This is a genomic window from Nitrospina sp. P1_D6 (genome assembly GCF_052156615.1).
Classification (GTDB): domain Bacteria; phylum Nitrospinota; class Nitrospinia; order Nitrospinales; family Nitrospinaceae; genus Nitrospina.
The window spans coordinates 36,791-52,294 of the sequence record NZ_JBQKUN010000009.1 but is presented as its reverse complement, the minus strand read 5'-3'; the positions used below and the strand labels follow the sequence as shown (position 1 = coordinate 52,294).

The window sequence follows — 15,504 nt, the reverse complement described above, 5'->3', positions numbered from 1 at the left end:
AATAGATGAGGGACGAATCATGGTACAGAAAACCGCATTGAGCGACGACGAGCTTCAACAAAAACTGAAAGAGATGGCGCCGGAATGGAAGGTCGATAAAAACGAGAAGGGCCTGCCCTTCATCTACCGCGTGTACCGCGCAAAAGAGTATTTGAAAGGGATCGACTTCGTCCGGCAGGTGGCCGAGGAAGCGGAGAAGGAAAACCACCACCCCGACATCCTGATCCACTACAAACGCATCACCGTGCGTTACTGGACGCACACCGTGAGCGGCGTCACCCTGGCCGACGTGGAGATGGCCCAGCAGATCGACCCGCTGTTCGAGAAAGAATAAAGCGACCGCCGCAGGGCGGAAGCGGACTTCTTAAACCTCTTCCTCTTCTTTCAAGATGTCGTCGAGGGTCTGGCGTCGGCGGGCGAGGATGCATTTATCGCCGTCCACCATCACTTCCGGCAGAAGCGGCTGGGTGTTGTAGTTCGACGACATGACAAAGCCGTACGCCCCGGCACCCCCCACCACCATGATGTCGCCCGGATTGGGCAAGGGCAGTTTGCGCGTTACGGGTTCCTCGTTTTCCTGAGTGAGCACGTCGCCCGACTCGCACACCGGCCCGGCGACGATCACGTCCTGCTCCGGGCCCAGATTGTCACCCACAAACTGAATGGCGTGGTACGAGCCGTAGGCCATCGGCCTGAGTAGATGACAGAAGCCGATGTTGCCCAGCACGTAGTCGAGGCGTTTGCCGTTTTCATCGAGCGTGTGGTTGAGCGCCCGCACCTCACCCAGCAGGTACCCGCACCCGGCCACGAAACGCCTGCCGGGCTCGATCTCACAGCGGATCTTGCGGCCGAAATGTTTTTCCAGGATGGCGAGGCGTTCCTCCAGGATCGGTTTGTAGGCGGAGACATCGGCCTCCGGCTGACCTTCACGGTACTGGTACGGCAGGCCCCCGCCGAAATTGATCACCTCCACATCGTCGAACTGCCTGGCGAACTCGACCAGCTTGCCGGTCAGCCGTTTCAGGTGCTCCATATCGCCGCCGGAACCGATGTGGATGTGCACACCGTTGATGATGAGGCCGTATTCCTTCGCGATGGCGCGCGCCTCGTCGAGGCTCTGGTGCCAGATGCCGTGCTTGCTGTAGGGGCCGCCGGTGTTGGTCTTCTTGGAATGGCCCGCGCCCTCCCCCGGGTTGATGCGGATGGAGACCTTGTTCGATCCCTTGCCGAGCCGTTTCAGTGTCTGCCCGTACTCGCGAAGCATCCCCAGCGTGCCGCAGTTGGTGTACACGTTGTTCTCGATGCAGTACTCCGCGTCCGAAGCGTGAAAGAACACGTCGCTGGTGAAGCAGACCTCCGAGGCGTCGAAACCCGCACGCAGGGCCCGCTGGACTTCCAGCACGCTGACGGCGTCGATGTGAATCCCCTGCTTTTTCATCTCCTGCAGGATGACGCGGTTCGATTCCGCCTTCATGGCGTAGCGCACCACCGGCGCGAGGGTTTTGATCTCCGCGATGGCGGCGCGCAGGGTTTTCAGGCTGTACACGTACACCGGGGTGCCGTATTGCCGGGCGATGTCGCGGACGTCCACATCTTCGATTTTCATGCTCTCTCCTGAAAGGGTGTTACCATGGGATAGGGAAACGAGGTCCGGCCTTTATAACACAAATCGCCGACCGGCAAAAACCGCTTTTGAACCGCCCGCCACCCCCACCCCTGTTTTCTGTTTGACATCGTCCGGGGGTGTCTTTTAAAACTGAACGAATACACTCATTTTCCAAAGAACCCGCACCAGAGGACACCGATCCGGAATGCAGAAATGGACCATTGAAAAATCGAGGGAATTGTACAACATCGACGGCTGGGGGTGCGGCTACTTCGGCATCAACGAAAAAGGGCACATCATCGTCCGCCCGGACCAGACCAACGAGCACACGGTCGACCTGAAACTGCTGGTGGACGACATCAAGGCCAAGGGCTATTCCCTGCCGGTCCTGATCCGCTTCTCCGACATCCTCAAATCCAGCATCGCCAAACTGGCCCATGCGTTCCGGAAAGCCGCGGTGGACCACAACTACACCGGCGAGTACCACGGCGTGTACCCGATCAAGGTCAACCAGCAGAGACAGGTGGTGGAAGAGATCGTGAAGTTCGGCCGGGACCACAACATCGGCCTCGAAGCCGGGTCGAAGCCCGAGCTCCACGCCATCCTCGCCATCATGGACAACCCGGAGGCCCTGCTCATCTGCAACGGCTACAAGGACGAGTCGTTCATCCGCCTCGCACTGATGGGCCAGAAGCTGGGCAAGCGTGTGTTCATCGTGGTCGAACGCCTCTCGGAACTTTCCATGACCCTCCGTGTGGCGAAGGAAATCGGTGTCACGCCGAACATCGGCCTGCGCATCAAGCTGTTCTCCGCGGGAGCCGGACGCTGGGCGTCTTCCGGCGGCGAATACTCGAAGTTCGGCCTGAGCCCGATGGAAACCGTGGAGGCGGTGGAGATCGCCCGCAAGGAGGGGGCGCTGGACTGCATCCAGCTCATTCACTTCCACCTCGGCAGCCAGATCACCAACATCCGCCGCATCAAGAACAGCCTGAAGGAAGTCGGCCGGTATTACTCCGAACTCATGAAGATGGGGTGCAACCTGAAGTTCATCGACGTCGGCGGCGGGCTGGGCGTGGATTACGACGGGTCGAAGTCCACCTTCGCCTCCAGCACCAACTACACGGTTCAGGAATACGCCAACGACGTCATCTACCACCTCTCGGAAATCTGCGAGGAGGAAAACCTTCCGCACCCGAACATCATCTCGGAATCCGGCCGGGCCATGACGGCGTACCACTCCATTCTCGTGTTCAACGTACTGGAGGTGGCCTCGTTCCCGGACTCGGATCACGATTTCGATATCGACGACGACGCACCGAGCGTGGTGCAGGAGTTGCACTACGTCCTCGAACAGGCGTCGAACAAGAACATCACCGAATCCTGGCACGACGCGCTGGACCTCAAGGACCAGTCGCAGAACCAGTTTTCACTGGGCATGATTTCGCTCAAGGACAAGGCCATTGCCGACAAGCTGTTCTGGGGCATCTGCCGGAAAATTCAGGACCTGGCGTCACGCCTCAAGTACATGCCGGACGAACTCAAAACGCTCAACCAGCGTCTCGCCGACAAGTACTTCTGCAACTTCTCCGTGTTCCAGTCGCTCCCCGACTCGTGGGCCATCGACCAGGTGTTTCCCATCGTTCCCCTGCAACGGCTGAACGAACATCCGTCGCGCGAGGCAACGCTGATGGACCTGACCTGCGACTCCGACGGGATGATCGACACATTCATCGGCAACCACAACATGGAACGCACCCTGCCCCTGCATCCGGTGAACAGCGAGCCGTACCGCATCGGCATCTTCCTCACCGGCGCATACCAGGAAATCCTGGGCGACCTGCACAACCTGTTCGGCGACACCAACACCGTTCACGTGTCATTGAAAAAGGACGGGACGCTCAAGTACGAGCAGATCATCGAGGGGGAGGACGTCACGGACGTGCTCGACTACGTGCAGTTCCGCGCGGAAGAACTGGCGGGACGCATGGCGGGATTCCTGTTCCACAGCGTGCAGAACGGCCGGCTTTCGCAGGAAGAAGCCGACCAGTTTCTCAACCTGTACAAGGAAGGCCTGTCCGGCTACACCTACCTCATCAAACCGGACAAATAAACGGGGTCATTTCATCAACGTACCGCGGCTGCTGCCTTTTTCGAGGACGGCGATCATGGCGTCGTGGATGAGTCCGTTCGACGTCAGAATCTCGCGGTCACCATACTGAAACGGCGTGCCGTCGAACCGCGTCACCCGGCCACCCGCTTCTTCGAGGATCAGCACACCCGCCGCGTAGTCCCAGGTATTCAACTTCAATTCCCAGAACCCTTCGAACCGCCCCATCGCCGTGTAGCACAGATCGAGGGCGGCCGACCCGGCGCGGCGTACCGCCTGGCAGGCGCTGATGAAGTTGATGAAGTGGTCCAGGTTGTTGTGCGTCGCGGTGTGGATGTCGTAGGCGAAACCCGTCACCAGCAGGCTTTCCTTCAGGTTGGCGAGAGGCGAGACGGCGATGGGTTTGCCGTTCATCGTCGCGCCCTTTCCCTTTTCGGCGACGAACAACTCGTCGAGGCTGGGATTGTACACCACCCCGACCACAGTTTCGTTTTCGTGACGGTAAGCGATGGACACGCAGTAGCAGGGGTAGCCGTGCGCGTAGTTGATGGTGCCGTCCAGCGGATCGATCACCCACAGGTGATCGGCGTGGCCGACGGTCTCGCCTGATTCCTCGGCCAGCACAGCGTGATCGGGAAACGTTTTCCGGATGCGGTCGATGATTTCTTTTTCGCAGAGAAGGTCGACTTCGGTGACGGGGTTGATGTCGCCCTTGTAGCGGATTTCACCGATGCAGTCGGCGCGTTCTTTCTGGATGCGACCCGCCGCCCGCGCCGCCTCCACGGCCACCTGCAGGGGAGCGGTCATTCAATCCACCCCCCGCCGACAATACAGTCGTCCGTGTAAAACACAGCGGACTGACCCGGCGTGATGGCGGGCTGGGGATGTTCCAGCTGGATGCGCGCGCGCTCGCCCGGAAGCGGCGTCACCACACAGGCCACCGGCTGGTGACGGTAACGGATCTGCACTTCCGCCTCGAACGCCTCGCAGTGATCCAACTGCCACGTCACGTCGCTCACCGTGAACTCTTCGCGGAACAGGTCGTTCTTCGGTCCCACCACCACCTCGTTGTTGACGGTGTCGATGGCGGTCACGTAGTACGGTTCCGGCAGGCCGCCCAGGTTGAGTCCCTTGCGCTGCCCGATGGTGTAGGCGGGATAGCCCTTGTGCGTGCCCAGCACGTCGCCGTCGGCATTGACGATGTTGCCCGGACGAAACAGCGCCGCGTCCACTTCGCTTTCGATGAACTTGGCGTAATCGTTATCGGGGATGAAACAGATTTCGTGCGATTCCGCCTTGCCCGCGACGTTCAGGCGGTACTTCTCGGCGAGACCACGCACTTCCTTCTTTTCCATGTCGCCCAGCGGGAACACGAGGCGCGACAACTGCTCCTGCGACAGGTTGAACAGGAAATAACTCTGGTCCTTGGATGCGTCGCGACCGCGCCGCACGGTGTAGCGTCCGCTTGCGTCCTTCACCACCGAAGCGTAGTGGCCGGTGGCGATGTAGTCGTAACCGTACACCTCCGCCTTGTGCATGAGCTCGTCGAACTTGAGCTTCTTGTTGCAGGCGGTGCAGGGGATGGGCGTGCGGCCCTTCAGGTATTCGTCGACGAAGTAATCGACCACGCCCTCGCGGAATTCTTTTTCCAGGTTGAGGATGTAGAACGGGATGCCGACCCGCTCCGCCACGCGGCGGGCGTCGCCCAGGTCATCGAGCGAACAGCAGGTGCCGAAACGGTTGTCCGTGTCCCAGCTGTAGTTCCACAACTGGAGCGAGATGCCGACCAGGTCGAATCCCTGTTCCTTCAGCAGGGCAGCGGCGACGGAGCTGTCCACCCCGCCGCTCATGGCGACGACGACCTTGCAGTCGGTGCCGATCTCAACTGTCTGGAGTTCCGTCATGGATCAACCGTTTTCCAAATAAAAAAAAGACAAACAGGTGTCGCCTGTCCGCCGGGTTTCACGTTTTTTCAGTCTAACATAGTTTTCAGCGAGGGCGGTTTTGTGAAAATGCTCGGCCACCACCTCCGCCTCCGGGGCGAGGATGCCGGATTCCGCCAGCGCCGTCAGGGTTTCCGTGTACAGATCGGCCTCGAAGGGCGGATCCACGTACACCCAGTCGAACACCTCCCCCTGACGGGCGAGCCGGTCGATGGCCTGCCGGGCTGTGGCGGACAGCAGGGTCCAGTCCGCTGAATCGGCGTCCGGTTCCAGCAGGCGGCATTTTTTCAGGTTGCCCTGCAGGAGGTCGCGGACTTTGGCTCTGGCCTCGACGAACACCACCCGTTTTGCTCCCCGGCTGAGGGCTTCGATGCCCACCGCACCGCTGCCTGCGAACAGGTCCAGCACCCGCGCGCCTTCGATGCCGCCGCCCGCGATGTTGAACAGGGACTCGCGCACCCGGTCCAGCGTGGGCCGGATATCGAGCCCTTTCAGCGGATTCAGCCGCGTGCCCCTCAGGCTCCCGCCGATCACCCGCACAGCAGCCGCCCCGGCAGGATTCCGTCTGTAATAAAATCATGAAAAATCAATTCATTCCCCCATTGACCCGGCAACCGCGGGTGTTTTATTATTCTCTACCCCTTTTGTCAAATCACCTTGAAACCGGAAGGTTTAATTCATACAATAGGTTCAACGCTCGGGTATCGTCTAATGGTAGGACGTCAGATTCTGGCTCTGAAGGTTGAGGTTCGAATCCTTGTACCCGAGCCATTTTTTTGTTTTTTACAGGAGGAGTGAATGCCGGCCGCCAGTATTTACCGCAACCCGTTTCTGCTTGGATTGTGCGCCCCCGCCTACAACCTGGTGGGGACCGTGGCCGTGGTCAGCGACTTCCTTCTGTTCACCATGTTCATTTTCGCCACGCTCGGCATCCTGGGCGCGTATGTGACGGACTTCCACATCCTGTCCGGCCTGTACCCCAACGAGCTGATGCACAAAACGGCGGTGGCGTCGCTTCTCGGCATCGTGTTCGGCCTCATCATGTGGGCCATCAACATGCTGTTCGCCACCCCGACCACCGAGGCGGATTCCGCCCCGGTTTCCCCCGCCGGAAAGTTTTTCATCACCTGGGTGGTGATGGGCGTGCCTTCGTACTTCCTGATGGTGTACCTGGTCAGCCGCCTCAACAAGCGCGACCTGGAAGCCGAAGAGCGCATCCGGCAGGAGAAAAAGAAGCAGCGAAAAAGCAGTGGTCCGCCCCTGATCAACAGGGACGGCGGCGGTATCTGACAGCGCGGCCCCATCGTCTAGCGGTTAGGACGCCGGCCTCTCACGCCGGAAACAGGGGTTCGATTCCCCTTGGGGCTACTCTTTTCCTTCCACAGGGAAAGAACCCGGTTTGCACCAAGCCATCCCTTTTCGTTCCCCACGGTCTTCGGGGAAGGGGGCCTTCAATCATCTCTTCTGGAGGCAAGATAACGTGTTCCGATTCCAAACTCAACGTTTCCTGAAAACGATTTCCTTCACCGCGCTGGCGCTGGCCTGCGTACTGATCGCCCTGCCCGCTCACGCGGGTGTCCAGACCAAGGAGATCACCCATAAGCTGGACGGCGTCGAACTGAAAGCCTTCGTCGCCTGGAACGACGCGGTCGAGGGCAAACGCCCCGGCATCCTCGTCGTGCACGAGTGGTGGGGACACAACGAACACGCGCGGAACCGCGCGCGCATGCTGGCGGAGCTGGGCTACACCGCGCTGGCGCTCGACATGTACGGCGACGGCAAGCTGGCCGATCACCCGAAAAAAGCGGGTGAGTTCATGAACGCGGCGTTCAAGGACTGGGAAGGCAGCCAGGCGAAGTTCAACCGCGCCCTGGAAATCCTGAAGTCGGAGCCGACGGTGGACGCGGACCGCATCGGCGCCATCGGGTTCTGTTTCGGCGGTGCGGTGTCCATCCGCATGGCGCGGAGCGGCGCGGACCTCGACGCCGTGGTGGCGTTCCACAGCGCCCTGCCGGACCAGCCGCCGGTGAGCAAGGGCGACGTCAAGGCATCGATCCTCGTCATCAACGGCTCGGAAGACGGCTTCCTGCCCGCCGACCGGGTGGCCGGGTTCATGAAGGAAATGTTCGAGGCCAATGTCGATTTGACTTACATCAACCTGCAAGGCGTCAAACACAGCTACACCAACCCGCAGGCCGACGAGTTCCGCCAGAAATTCAACATCGACAGCCTGGTGTACGACAAGCAGGCGGACAAACGCGCGTGGAAATCCATGCAGGCGTTTTTCGAACGGGTGTTTCAATGATAGTCTGTTAACGAGGGGGCTGGCTTTCATTTACCCGAAGGAGGCATCATGGCCCAGTTGAAACAGATCGAGGAAGTTTTAAACACACCCGGCCAGCACTGGGTGGGCGACGGGTTTCCCGTGCGCACCCTGTTCACATACGACAGCCACGGCGAAGCGCTGAGCCCGTTCCTGCTGTTCGACTTCGCCGGTCCCGCGGAGTTCCCGCCTGCGTCCAAACCGCGCGGCGTGGGCCAGCATCCGCACCGCGGGTTCGAAACGGTCACCATCGTCTATGAAGGCGAGGTGGAGCACAAGGACCTCGCGGGCAATAGCGGCCACCTCGAGCCCGGCGACGTGCAATGGATGACCGCCGCCTCCGGTATCGTCCACCAGGAATTCCACTCCCAGTCCTTCACGGAAAAAGGCGGTACGTTCCATGCCGTGCAGTTGTGGGTCAACCTGCCCGCGAGAGACAAGATGTCGCCGCCGCGCTACCAGGACATCGCTTCCTCGCGCATTCCCACTGTTGAGGTGAACGGCAGCCAGCTTCGCGTCATTGCCGGGGAGTACGACGGAACACGCGGCCCCGCACTCACATTCACGCCGATCAATATCTGGGACATCACCCTGCGGGCGGGGGGAGAGATGGAACTGTCCCTGCCCGCCGGACACACCACCGCCGTGGTGCCGGTGACGGGCACGGTGAAGGTCAATCAGAGCGAGACCGCCCGTGCCGCGCAACTGGTGCGGTTCTCCCGCGAAGGCGAGGCCATTCATTTATCCGCTCAGGAAGAAACCCGGTTGCTGCTGCTTTCCGGAGAACCCATTGCCGAGCCCATCGCCGGGGAAGGTCCGTTTGTGATGAATACGGAAGCGGAACTGGTACAGGCGTTCGACGATTACCGCAAGGGTTTGATGGGGTGAGTCGCGCTCAACCGGTGGCTGTGGGGGCATCCTGCCCGGCCTGCCCGGCAGTCAGCGCAAACCGGATATTGCGTTCGATCAGCGCGGTTTTGCCGCGCACGGTGAGGTCGGTGATGAACCGGAACTGGTGACGGGGATCGACCGCATATGCCTTCAGGCGATAATGCGTGCCCCACGGTTCTTCCACCACCACCACCGAAACGGGCAAATCGAAATACAGGTAAGGACTGGTCAGCGCCACGTCGTGCAGGATCCGCTGGATCTCCACGGCATCGTGTTGGGGATGCAGGTAAAAATGCGCCACGCATTGCAGGTGCGGCGTGCCGTTGTTGGCGTTGGAGATCAGCTCGGTCCAAAGTTTGTGATGCGGAATGTACACCGCCGTGTCATCCGCCGTGACGATCTGCACCGTGCGCACCCCCACGTGCGTCACCTCGCCATACACCCCGTTCACCTCGATCCAGTCTCCGTTGCGGTACAACCGTTCGCCCACCGCAACCACCCCGGCAACCAGGCTGCTCGCGTAATCCTTGAGTGCAAACCCCAGCACCAGTCCGACCGAACCCAGCACCGCCACCATGTTCTGCAGGGACGGTTCTATGACCAGGGGCACGCTCAGGACGAATGCAGCCAGTATGAATACCAGCCGCAACAGCGGGGTCATGGCCAGCAGGAACAATCGCAACCTGCCATGCAGGCGGTTGGCCACCCAGGGCAGCAGGCTCTGAGTGATCAGGATGAGTACAACCGCTCCGATTACGATCAGAACCAGCTCAATCATCGCGACCGTATCGAGCGTCTTGAACACTTGAGAGATTTTTTCGTTATCCATAACCGCCCTCAAAACCCATCCAGCAGATAATCCCGTGCACTCAGATACTCCCGCACGGTGGGATAACCCAGGGGGGTCACTTTCCAGTATCCCGATTCTTCATCCACCGCACCCAATGCCTGCAGGCGGCGCAAAAAAGATGCAATGCGAAAATCCGGAATGGACAACAAATCGCTGAGAAGCGCCACTGTCAATCCGTTGTGAAGAAGCAGGGCGTGCAATACAAAGGCAACGCTTTCGTCTTTTTCCGTGGGAAGGGTCAACTCCTCTGGCATCTGGGCAACCCAGACGGACTCTTCCTTCAGACTCCCAAGGGCATCCGGGCCATTCTCCTCTTCAACAACAGGCGCTTCTTCCTCATCCGGTTCGGCCCGCAACCGGCGGCTCCAGAAAGCGAGGGCCGTTCCAAAGTTACCCCGGCACCGGGCAGCCAGCTGGTTCAATTCCGAACTGATTTCGTAATCCTGGCCGGATTGCGAACACAAAATTGTTTTTCCTGTTTTGGCATTCAGGAAACGCACCCGGTTGTTGCGGCCCCCTGTGTCTCTCTTTTTTGAAAACAGCCGCGACAGCCGTTCGCCATCGAACGCCTGCAGGATAAGGGGATTCACCTGTGAAGGCGGCCCGACGCGTTGCAGGTAGGCCCAGCCCCAGCTGTCACAACCGATGAGACCGCGACCCAGCCTGCCGGATGCAGTCCACTCCAGAAACCGGCGGGCCAGTTCCAGTCCGTTCGCATGCCGCAGGAAACAGTGTTCGAGGTGCGGCAGGACCCAAACCCGATCGGTGTTGGGCCATTTTCCCAACCAGTGGGGATCGGCTTTCAGAATTTGTTCCGGTGTCGGCGGCTCGAGCCAAAGCGCATCATGGAGATCGGCCCAATGGCGCAACAGGGCCTCCTGTCCGGTGTGGGGCTGGAACAAAACAATTTGAACCGGAACGTCCGGCGAATGCTCATCAAGCCAATCCTCCAGTTCCGCGTCGAGGACTCCTGCCACCTCATTCCAGTCGATGGGTGGAACCAAATGGCGCAGGCGCACTTCCGGTAGTGTTTTCAGTTCGACTTCGGCCTTGAACGGACTGTCGCCATTTTCCCCGTTTTTGATGAAAAGCTGTTTGAACGCGGTCCATTTGCGGAGGGCTGTGCTCGCAACGGCGGTGACAGGCAAGCTATATTCATCCGGACGCACGAACTGCCAGAGCGGGGTGGGGTCCGCCTGGCTGTCGGTGGGCACGGATACCGGATTGTCCTTTGTCATGATCACCGCCTGTCGGTGAATAAGGGACTGCACTTGTGGACGATTCATCTTAGCCCAGGCTTGGTGGATTTGAAACCATTTCCATTTTCATCGACCACTTTAGAGTGGGTTCCGCACTAACGCAATCCCTCGTCCTTTTCCACATTCCGTTTCAGCATTCGCGGCAGCTTTTCCATCAGGGCGCTCGACTTGTTGCGGAATTTTTTCAGCAGCCAGCGCGCCCACGCGAACTCCGTCGCCAGGATGGCGAGTCCGGCGGGAATGACGAGGATTGCCGGGCCCGGCAGGATGATCATCACTATCCCCGTCAGCAGAACCGTGATGCCCACCAGGATGATGAACAGTCGAAGCACCCCGTCGTACGTCCAGCCCACCAGTTGTTGCAGGTTTTTGGCGACCGGGGAAACCAGGGGCGCGGTGTCGCGATGGGCTCCCAGTATCGAGGCCACCACCCCCACGCCAAGGATGCCGATGATCACCGCCAGCGACACCAGGTTCGGAATCGGATGCGTGTGCGACAGCATCATCTTCACTCCAATGAACGCCAGCAGGAAGGTGAGGCTCATTTTCATGTAGCGGAATTTCTCCAGCAACTCCGCCAGTGCGAAATACAACGAACGCAGTCCCAGGATGGCGAAAATGTTGGACGTGAACACGATGAACGGATCGTGCGTCACTGCAAAGATGGCGGGAATGGAATCCACCGCAAACAGCAAATCGGAGCTTTCCACCAGCACCAGCGCGAGGAACAGCGGCGTGGCCATCCATCGGCCTTCACGCTTCACCAGAAACCGGTCGCCTTCAAAATCATCGGTCAGCGGCAGTTTCTTTTTGACCCAGCGGATCAGCGGATTTTTTTCCGGATCGAGGTTGTCGTGACGCTCGATCAACATCTTGACCGCCGTCCACAGCAACAGCAGGCCGAATACATACACGATCCAGTCGAACCGCTGAATCAGAACCGTGCCCAGACCGATCATCAGACCGCGAAGCACCAGGGCCCCCAGGATGCCCCAGTACAGAACCCGGTGCTGGTAGCGCAGAGGCACTTTGAAGTAAGTGAAGACGAGCGCGATGACGAACACGTTATCCAGGCTGAGCGATTTTTCCAACAGGTACCCGACAAAAAACTGAAGCGTCGCCTGCGCTCCGGATTTCTGGTATCGCGGATCAACGCCCACACCCAGCCACTGGTATTCGTACAAAAAATAAACCAGCATGTTGAACACCAGGGCACAGGCCACCCAGACTCCGGTCCAGAACAAAGCTTCCTGGATATTGATCTCATGCGCATCCCGGTGAAACACGCCGAGATCGAGCGCCAACATCAAAAATACAAACAGCAGGAAAAGCAAATAGACCCAGACCACGAACAGACTCCCAAGCTTCAGTAGCAATTATTAAATTCGAATTCGGCGGTACGAAACGAGCGAATCCGTTTTCAGGAAGGACACCCGCTCTTCAACAATCAGGATAAGGAAACCGGGAAAGGAAAAGTAGCGGTAAGTGAAGTTTTTTCTGCTGGATTCCATCTCCGGACCACTCGATGGCTTAAATTTTTTCAGTCACTCCCCCCTTCCCTCCTTCGCTTTTTTATCCGGCAAAATTCAAAGTGATTTCCCGGCCGGGGTTTCTTTTTTTATCCCATCGACAGGGTTCAGAGGGGAAATCCCCCTTGTTTTTTATGACTTTTTTTGCAATGTTCCAGCAATCCGATATAATTGATGAGGATTTTTTTCAGGAATGTGTTTCCTGAAAATCTGAGGGGAGAAGGGGAGCCATGCCCAAGGAACCCGAGAAAAACAAAAAACCCGAACAGGCAAAACCCAAACCGCCACCCCGGCGTCCTCCGCCGGCGTCGGCTCCGGCCAATGCCCCCCGTGCGGGTGGTGTCCCCAAACCGGAACCCAAAGGAACTCCCCAAAAACCGTCGCCACAGAAACGTCCGGCCCCCCGGCCCCCGACACAGGGTTCCAATGCAGGTCCCTCCCCTTCCGGCAAACCCACGCGTTCTGTTTCCTCCGCAACTCGAGAGACACCCCAACCTTCTTCACCTGACAAGACCCGGAACAGGAAAACGACCCTGGCCCTCGCCACACTGTTTCTCGTCGTGGTCACCGGTGCGGCCATGTTTCTCGATTACATACCGAATCCGTTCAAGGCCAAGGTGGATTACGGATTGGGAGAACAGGCCTTCATGCGGGGCGATTTCAAAACCGCCATGGCCCACTTCATGGTTCTCGCCAAACGCGGCAACCCGGAGGCCATGTGGTATGTCGCCAACATGTATCAAAACGGCCGGGGCGTGGAGCGCGATGTCGCAACGGCGGTGGAATGGTTCAAGAAAGCCGCCCAGGAGAAACAACCGTGGGCCCTTTTTGAAATTGGCTGGTATTACAAAAACGGAACCGGTGGATTCAAACGCAGCGCGCCCACCGCCCTCAAGTGGTTCGAGGAATCCGGTAAGGGCGGGTATGTGATGGGTCAATATCATGCCGCACTGGCTTACATGGAAGGCACCGGTACCGATAAGGACCTCAACAAGGCCCGCGAGTGGCTCATCCTGGCGGCGGACCAGGGCCACCTGGATTCGCAGGCGATTCTGGGGGACATGTATTATCACGGCACCAGCGTGGTCATCGATGATAAAAAGGCGCACACTTACCTGAAACCCGCCGCCGAGCGGGGGCATCCGCTGGCCCAGATGAACCTCGCCATGATGTACGAAAACGGCGACGTGGTGAAAAAGGACATCATGCAGGCGTACCAGTGGTATTCGCTGGCTGCCGCCAGGGGCAACAAGGACGCCCAAAGAAGCCTGGAGTTCATCACCCCGCGCATCAAAACCTCCAAGAAACAAAAAGCCGACGCCTGGGTGGCCAGTTGGAAACCCGCCTCCTGATTCTACGGGTCCCACTTTACATATAATTTTTTGAGGCAAAACTTGCCTCCCTCCCCCAGCGATTTTATTTTTTTCTACCCGGATGGAAGAGCCCCTCTCCCGAGGCTCAATCCATGGCCTGATACCGGGTCAAATAAACCCTGGCATGATCGACCAAAAAAAATTCAGGAGGTTTTTGCCTATGACCGCAACCATTGAAAACGAAAAGTTTGCCAACAACCAGTATTCGGTGGACACCCGGGACTCCGGCCGCCAACACGTTCCCGATACCCGCGGTTTCACCGATGCACCGTCCAAACAACCCGCACCCGCTTCCCAGCCGGACCAGGAAGAAATTCGCCGCGAACTCCGGATCTACCGCTACGGCGCATATTATTCCTGATCGAATCCCACCTCCGACGGCGGCCCGGAAGGGCGTACCCTGTCCACCCTTCCGGGCCGGGCCTCCAATTTGACCTTACCTGCGGAATTTCAAATTGTTCTCGCCTTCGTATGATTCCTCGTTCCCGTCATACAGGTTTTCCCTGCGGACCCCAACTCACAAAACAGTTCAAATTTTCGATCAAGCCGTTATCCTTATTAATGAGTTAACGAACCGGAGCGCTTTTGATGAATTCGGGGTATGCGGCCCACATCATTATGTCCGCCACATCCAGCGAGGTCCGGGTGGACCTGGAACTGGTGATGTACACGGTGATGGGGTTTTTCGCGGGGATTTATTTTTTCTTAAAGGGATTCCGCGACCTCAAAACCAAAAGGACGGTGGAAGACATCCCCACCTCCCGCATCGCCACCGGCGCAGTAGGAACGGACGTCGAGATTTCCGGGAAAATCGTGTGTGATGACGACCGCCTGCTGACCGCCCCGATGAGCGGTGATGCCTGCGTGTTCTACGCGCTGGAAATCGAAAAACTGGTGCGGAGTCGCAACTCCTCCCGTTGGGTGACCATCGACACTCTTCATTCCGACGAGGGATTCTACGTGGAAGACGGCAGTGGCGCCAATGCGCTGGTGTTCGCCGAAGGCGCGCAGATCATCCAGAAGGGAAAGGGATTTGTTCAGCATCTGGACCGCTACCTGCGCGACGAGGTGCGCCAGCGCTTCAAACAGGCCGTTGCCGAAAACAAAAAAGAACTTAAAAAATTCGATACGGACGACGCAGACAACACCTCCGGCAAATACCGGGTGACTGAAAAAAAATTCATGGCGGGGGAGACCGTTTACATCCTGGGATACGCCGATTCGGGATTGAAACTCGCGGCGCAAAGAAAACTCGACTTCAAAACCTTCCTCAAAGCCAAAAAGCTGGTGCAGAAACACCCCAAACTGAAACAACGCTTCGACCGCGATAAAGACGGTGTGCTGAATCCCGACGAACTGGAATGGGGGGCGAAGGTGATCGGACAGCGTATGGTCGACAAATACAATCGCGACCAGTTCGCCAAACTGTATTCCAACACCAAAATGGTGTTCAAAAAAATGGAACCCTCGCTGTTCCTCATCAGCAACCGCAAAGAAGAGGAAGTGCTGGGCCACCTCACCCTGCACACGCGGCTGAAACTGTTTGGCGGTCCGGCGCTCAGCATCGGCTGTGCCGCTTATCTCATTATGATCTACGAAGACATATTGAAATTTTTTTAAGGG

At 58.4% G+C, this 15,504-nt stretch carries 14 protein-coding genes, 2 tRNA genes and 1 pseudogene; 10 read left to right on the top strand and 7 right to left on the bottom strand.

The genetic code is table 11. The features are described 5' to 3' along the window. The first annotated feature begins 19 nt into the window (after positions 1 to 19). Positions 20 to 334, top strand: coding sequence for a 4a-hydroxytetrahydrobiopterin dehydratase (locus ACTRXA_RS13330; protein ID WP_442427659.1), 315 nt, complete (start codon positions 20 to 22; stop codon positions 332 to 334). Positions 335 to 364: 30 nt separating this feature from the next. Here ACTRXA_RS13330 and lysA read toward each other — a convergent pair whose 3' ends face one another. Continuing rightward, on the bottom strand, positions 365 to 1,606 hold the full coding sequence (gene lysA / locus ACTRXA_RS13325) for a diaminopimelate decarboxylase (RefSeq protein ID WP_442427658.1): 1,242 nt from the start codon (positions 1,604 to 1,606) through the stop codon (positions 365 to 367). 205 nt (positions 1,607 to 1,811) lie between these two features. Here lysA and speA point away from each other — a divergent pair, with 205 nt between their 5' ends. After that, positions 1,812 to 3,716, top strand: coding sequence for a biosynthetic arginine decarboxylase (gene speA / locus ACTRXA_RS13320; protein WP_442427657.1), 1,905 nt, complete (start codon positions 1,812 to 1,814; stop codon positions 3,714 to 3,716). Positions 3,717 to 3,722: 6 nt separating this feature from the next. Here the strand turns inward: speA and ACTRXA_RS13315 are convergent, their stop codons facing one another. From ACTRXA_RS13315 to rsmD, 3 genes and pseudogenes are all read right to left on the bottom strand, one after another. Continuing rightward, positions 3,723 to 4,520, bottom strand: a complete 798-nt coding sequence (locus tag ACTRXA_RS13315; protein ID WP_442427656.1) for an inositol monophosphatase family protein — start codon at positions 4,518 to 4,520, stop codon at positions 3,723 to 3,725. Continuing rightward, positions 4,517 to 5,617: a tRNA 2-thiouridine(34) synthase MnmA gene (gene mnmA / locus ACTRXA_RS13310; protein WP_442427655.1), complete on the bottom strand. Its 1,101-nt coding sequence runs from the start codon at positions 5,615 to 5,617 to the stop codon at positions 4,517 to 4,519. Before mnmA ends, ACTRXA_RS13315 begins: the two co-directional genes overlap by 4 nt. Before the next feature lie 3 nt (positions 5,618 to 5,620). Continuing rightward, positions 5,621 to 6,199: pseudogene (gene rsmD / locus ACTRXA_RS13305) on the bottom strand (16S rRNA (guanine(966)-N(2))-methyltransferase RsmD); the annotation flags it as partial. Between the two features lie 154 nt (positions 6,200 to 6,353). On the opposite strand from rsmD, the gene ACTRXA_RS13300 reads away from it, so the two are divergent. The 5 genes from ACTRXA_RS13300 to ACTRXA_RS13280 all read left to right on the top strand — a co-directional run bounded on the left by ACTRXA_RS13300 (position 6,354) and on the right by ACTRXA_RS13280 (position 8,867). Continuing rightward, a tRNA-Gln gene (locus ACTRXA_RS13300) sits at positions 6,354 to 6,427 on the top strand. Positions 6,428 to 6,454: 27 nt separating this feature from the next. After that, entirely contained in the window at positions 6,455 to 6,946 is a 492-nt protein-coding gene (locus ACTRXA_RS13295) for a hypothetical protein (protein ID WP_442427654.1), read from the top strand. A gap of 6 nt (positions 6,947 to 6,952) precedes the next feature. After that, positions 6,953 to 7,024: transfer RNA gene (locus tag ACTRXA_RS13290), tRNA-Glu, on the top strand. Positions 7,025 to 7,136: 112 nt separating this feature from the next. Beyond that, positions 7,137 to 7,961, top strand: a complete 825-nt coding sequence (locus ACTRXA_RS13285; RefSeq protein ID WP_442427653.1) for a dienelactone hydrolase family protein — start codon at positions 7,137 to 7,139, stop codon at positions 7,959 to 7,961. Positions 7,962 to 8,018: 57 nt separating this feature from the next. After that, positions 8,019 to 8,867 (top strand): pirin family protein, encoded by an 849-nt coding sequence (locus ACTRXA_RS13280; RefSeq protein WP_442427697.1) that lies wholly within the window; start codon positions 8,019 to 8,021, stop codon positions 8,865 to 8,867. A 7-nt stretch (positions 8,868 to 8,874) separates the two neighbouring features. Here the strand turns inward: ACTRXA_RS13280 and ACTRXA_RS13275 are convergent, their stop codons facing one another. The 3 genes from ACTRXA_RS13275 to ACTRXA_RS13265 all read right to left on the bottom strand — a co-directional run bounded on the left by ACTRXA_RS13275 (position 8,875) and on the right by ACTRXA_RS13265 (position 12,328). Next, a complete protein-coding gene (locus ACTRXA_RS13275) occupies positions 8,875 to 9,699 on the bottom strand; it encodes a mechanosensitive ion channel family protein (protein ID WP_442427652.1) in 825 nt (274 codons plus the stop codon). An 8-nt stretch (positions 9,700 to 9,707) separates the two neighbouring features. Continuing rightward, positions 9,708 to 10,958 (bottom strand): hypothetical protein, encoded by a 1,251-nt coding sequence (locus ACTRXA_RS13270; protein ID WP_442427651.1) that lies wholly within the window; start codon positions 10,956 to 10,958, stop codon positions 9,708 to 9,710. 116 nt (positions 10,959 to 11,074) lie between these two features. Next, entirely contained in the window at positions 11,075 to 12,328 is a 1,254-nt protein-coding gene (locus ACTRXA_RS13265; RefSeq protein WP_442427650.1) for a TerC/Alx family metal homeostasis membrane protein, read from the bottom strand. A 410-nt stretch (positions 12,329 to 12,738) separates the two neighbouring features. Between ACTRXA_RS13265 and ACTRXA_RS13260 the strand changes: the two genes are divergently transcribed. From ACTRXA_RS13260 to ACTRXA_RS13250, 3 genes are all read left to right on the top strand, one after another. Continuing rightward, positions 12,739 to 13,860 carry a hypothetical protein gene (locus ACTRXA_RS13260; protein WP_442427649.1) on the top strand — a complete coding sequence of 374 codons (1,122 nt, stop codon included), beginning with the start codon at positions 12,739 to 12,741 and terminating at the stop codon, positions 13,858 to 13,860. Positions 13,861 to 14,041: 181 nt separating this feature from the next. Further along, positions 14,042 to 14,242, top strand: coding sequence for a hypothetical protein (locus ACTRXA_RS13255; protein ID WP_442427648.1), 201 nt, complete (start codon positions 14,042 to 14,044; stop codon positions 14,240 to 14,242). Positions 14,243 to 14,469: 227 nt separating this feature from the next. Continuing rightward, entirely contained in the window at positions 14,470 to 15,501 is a 1,032-nt protein-coding gene (locus ACTRXA_RS13250; protein WP_442427647.1) for a hypothetical protein, read from the top strand. Positions 15,502 to 15,504: the final 3 nt, after the last annotated feature.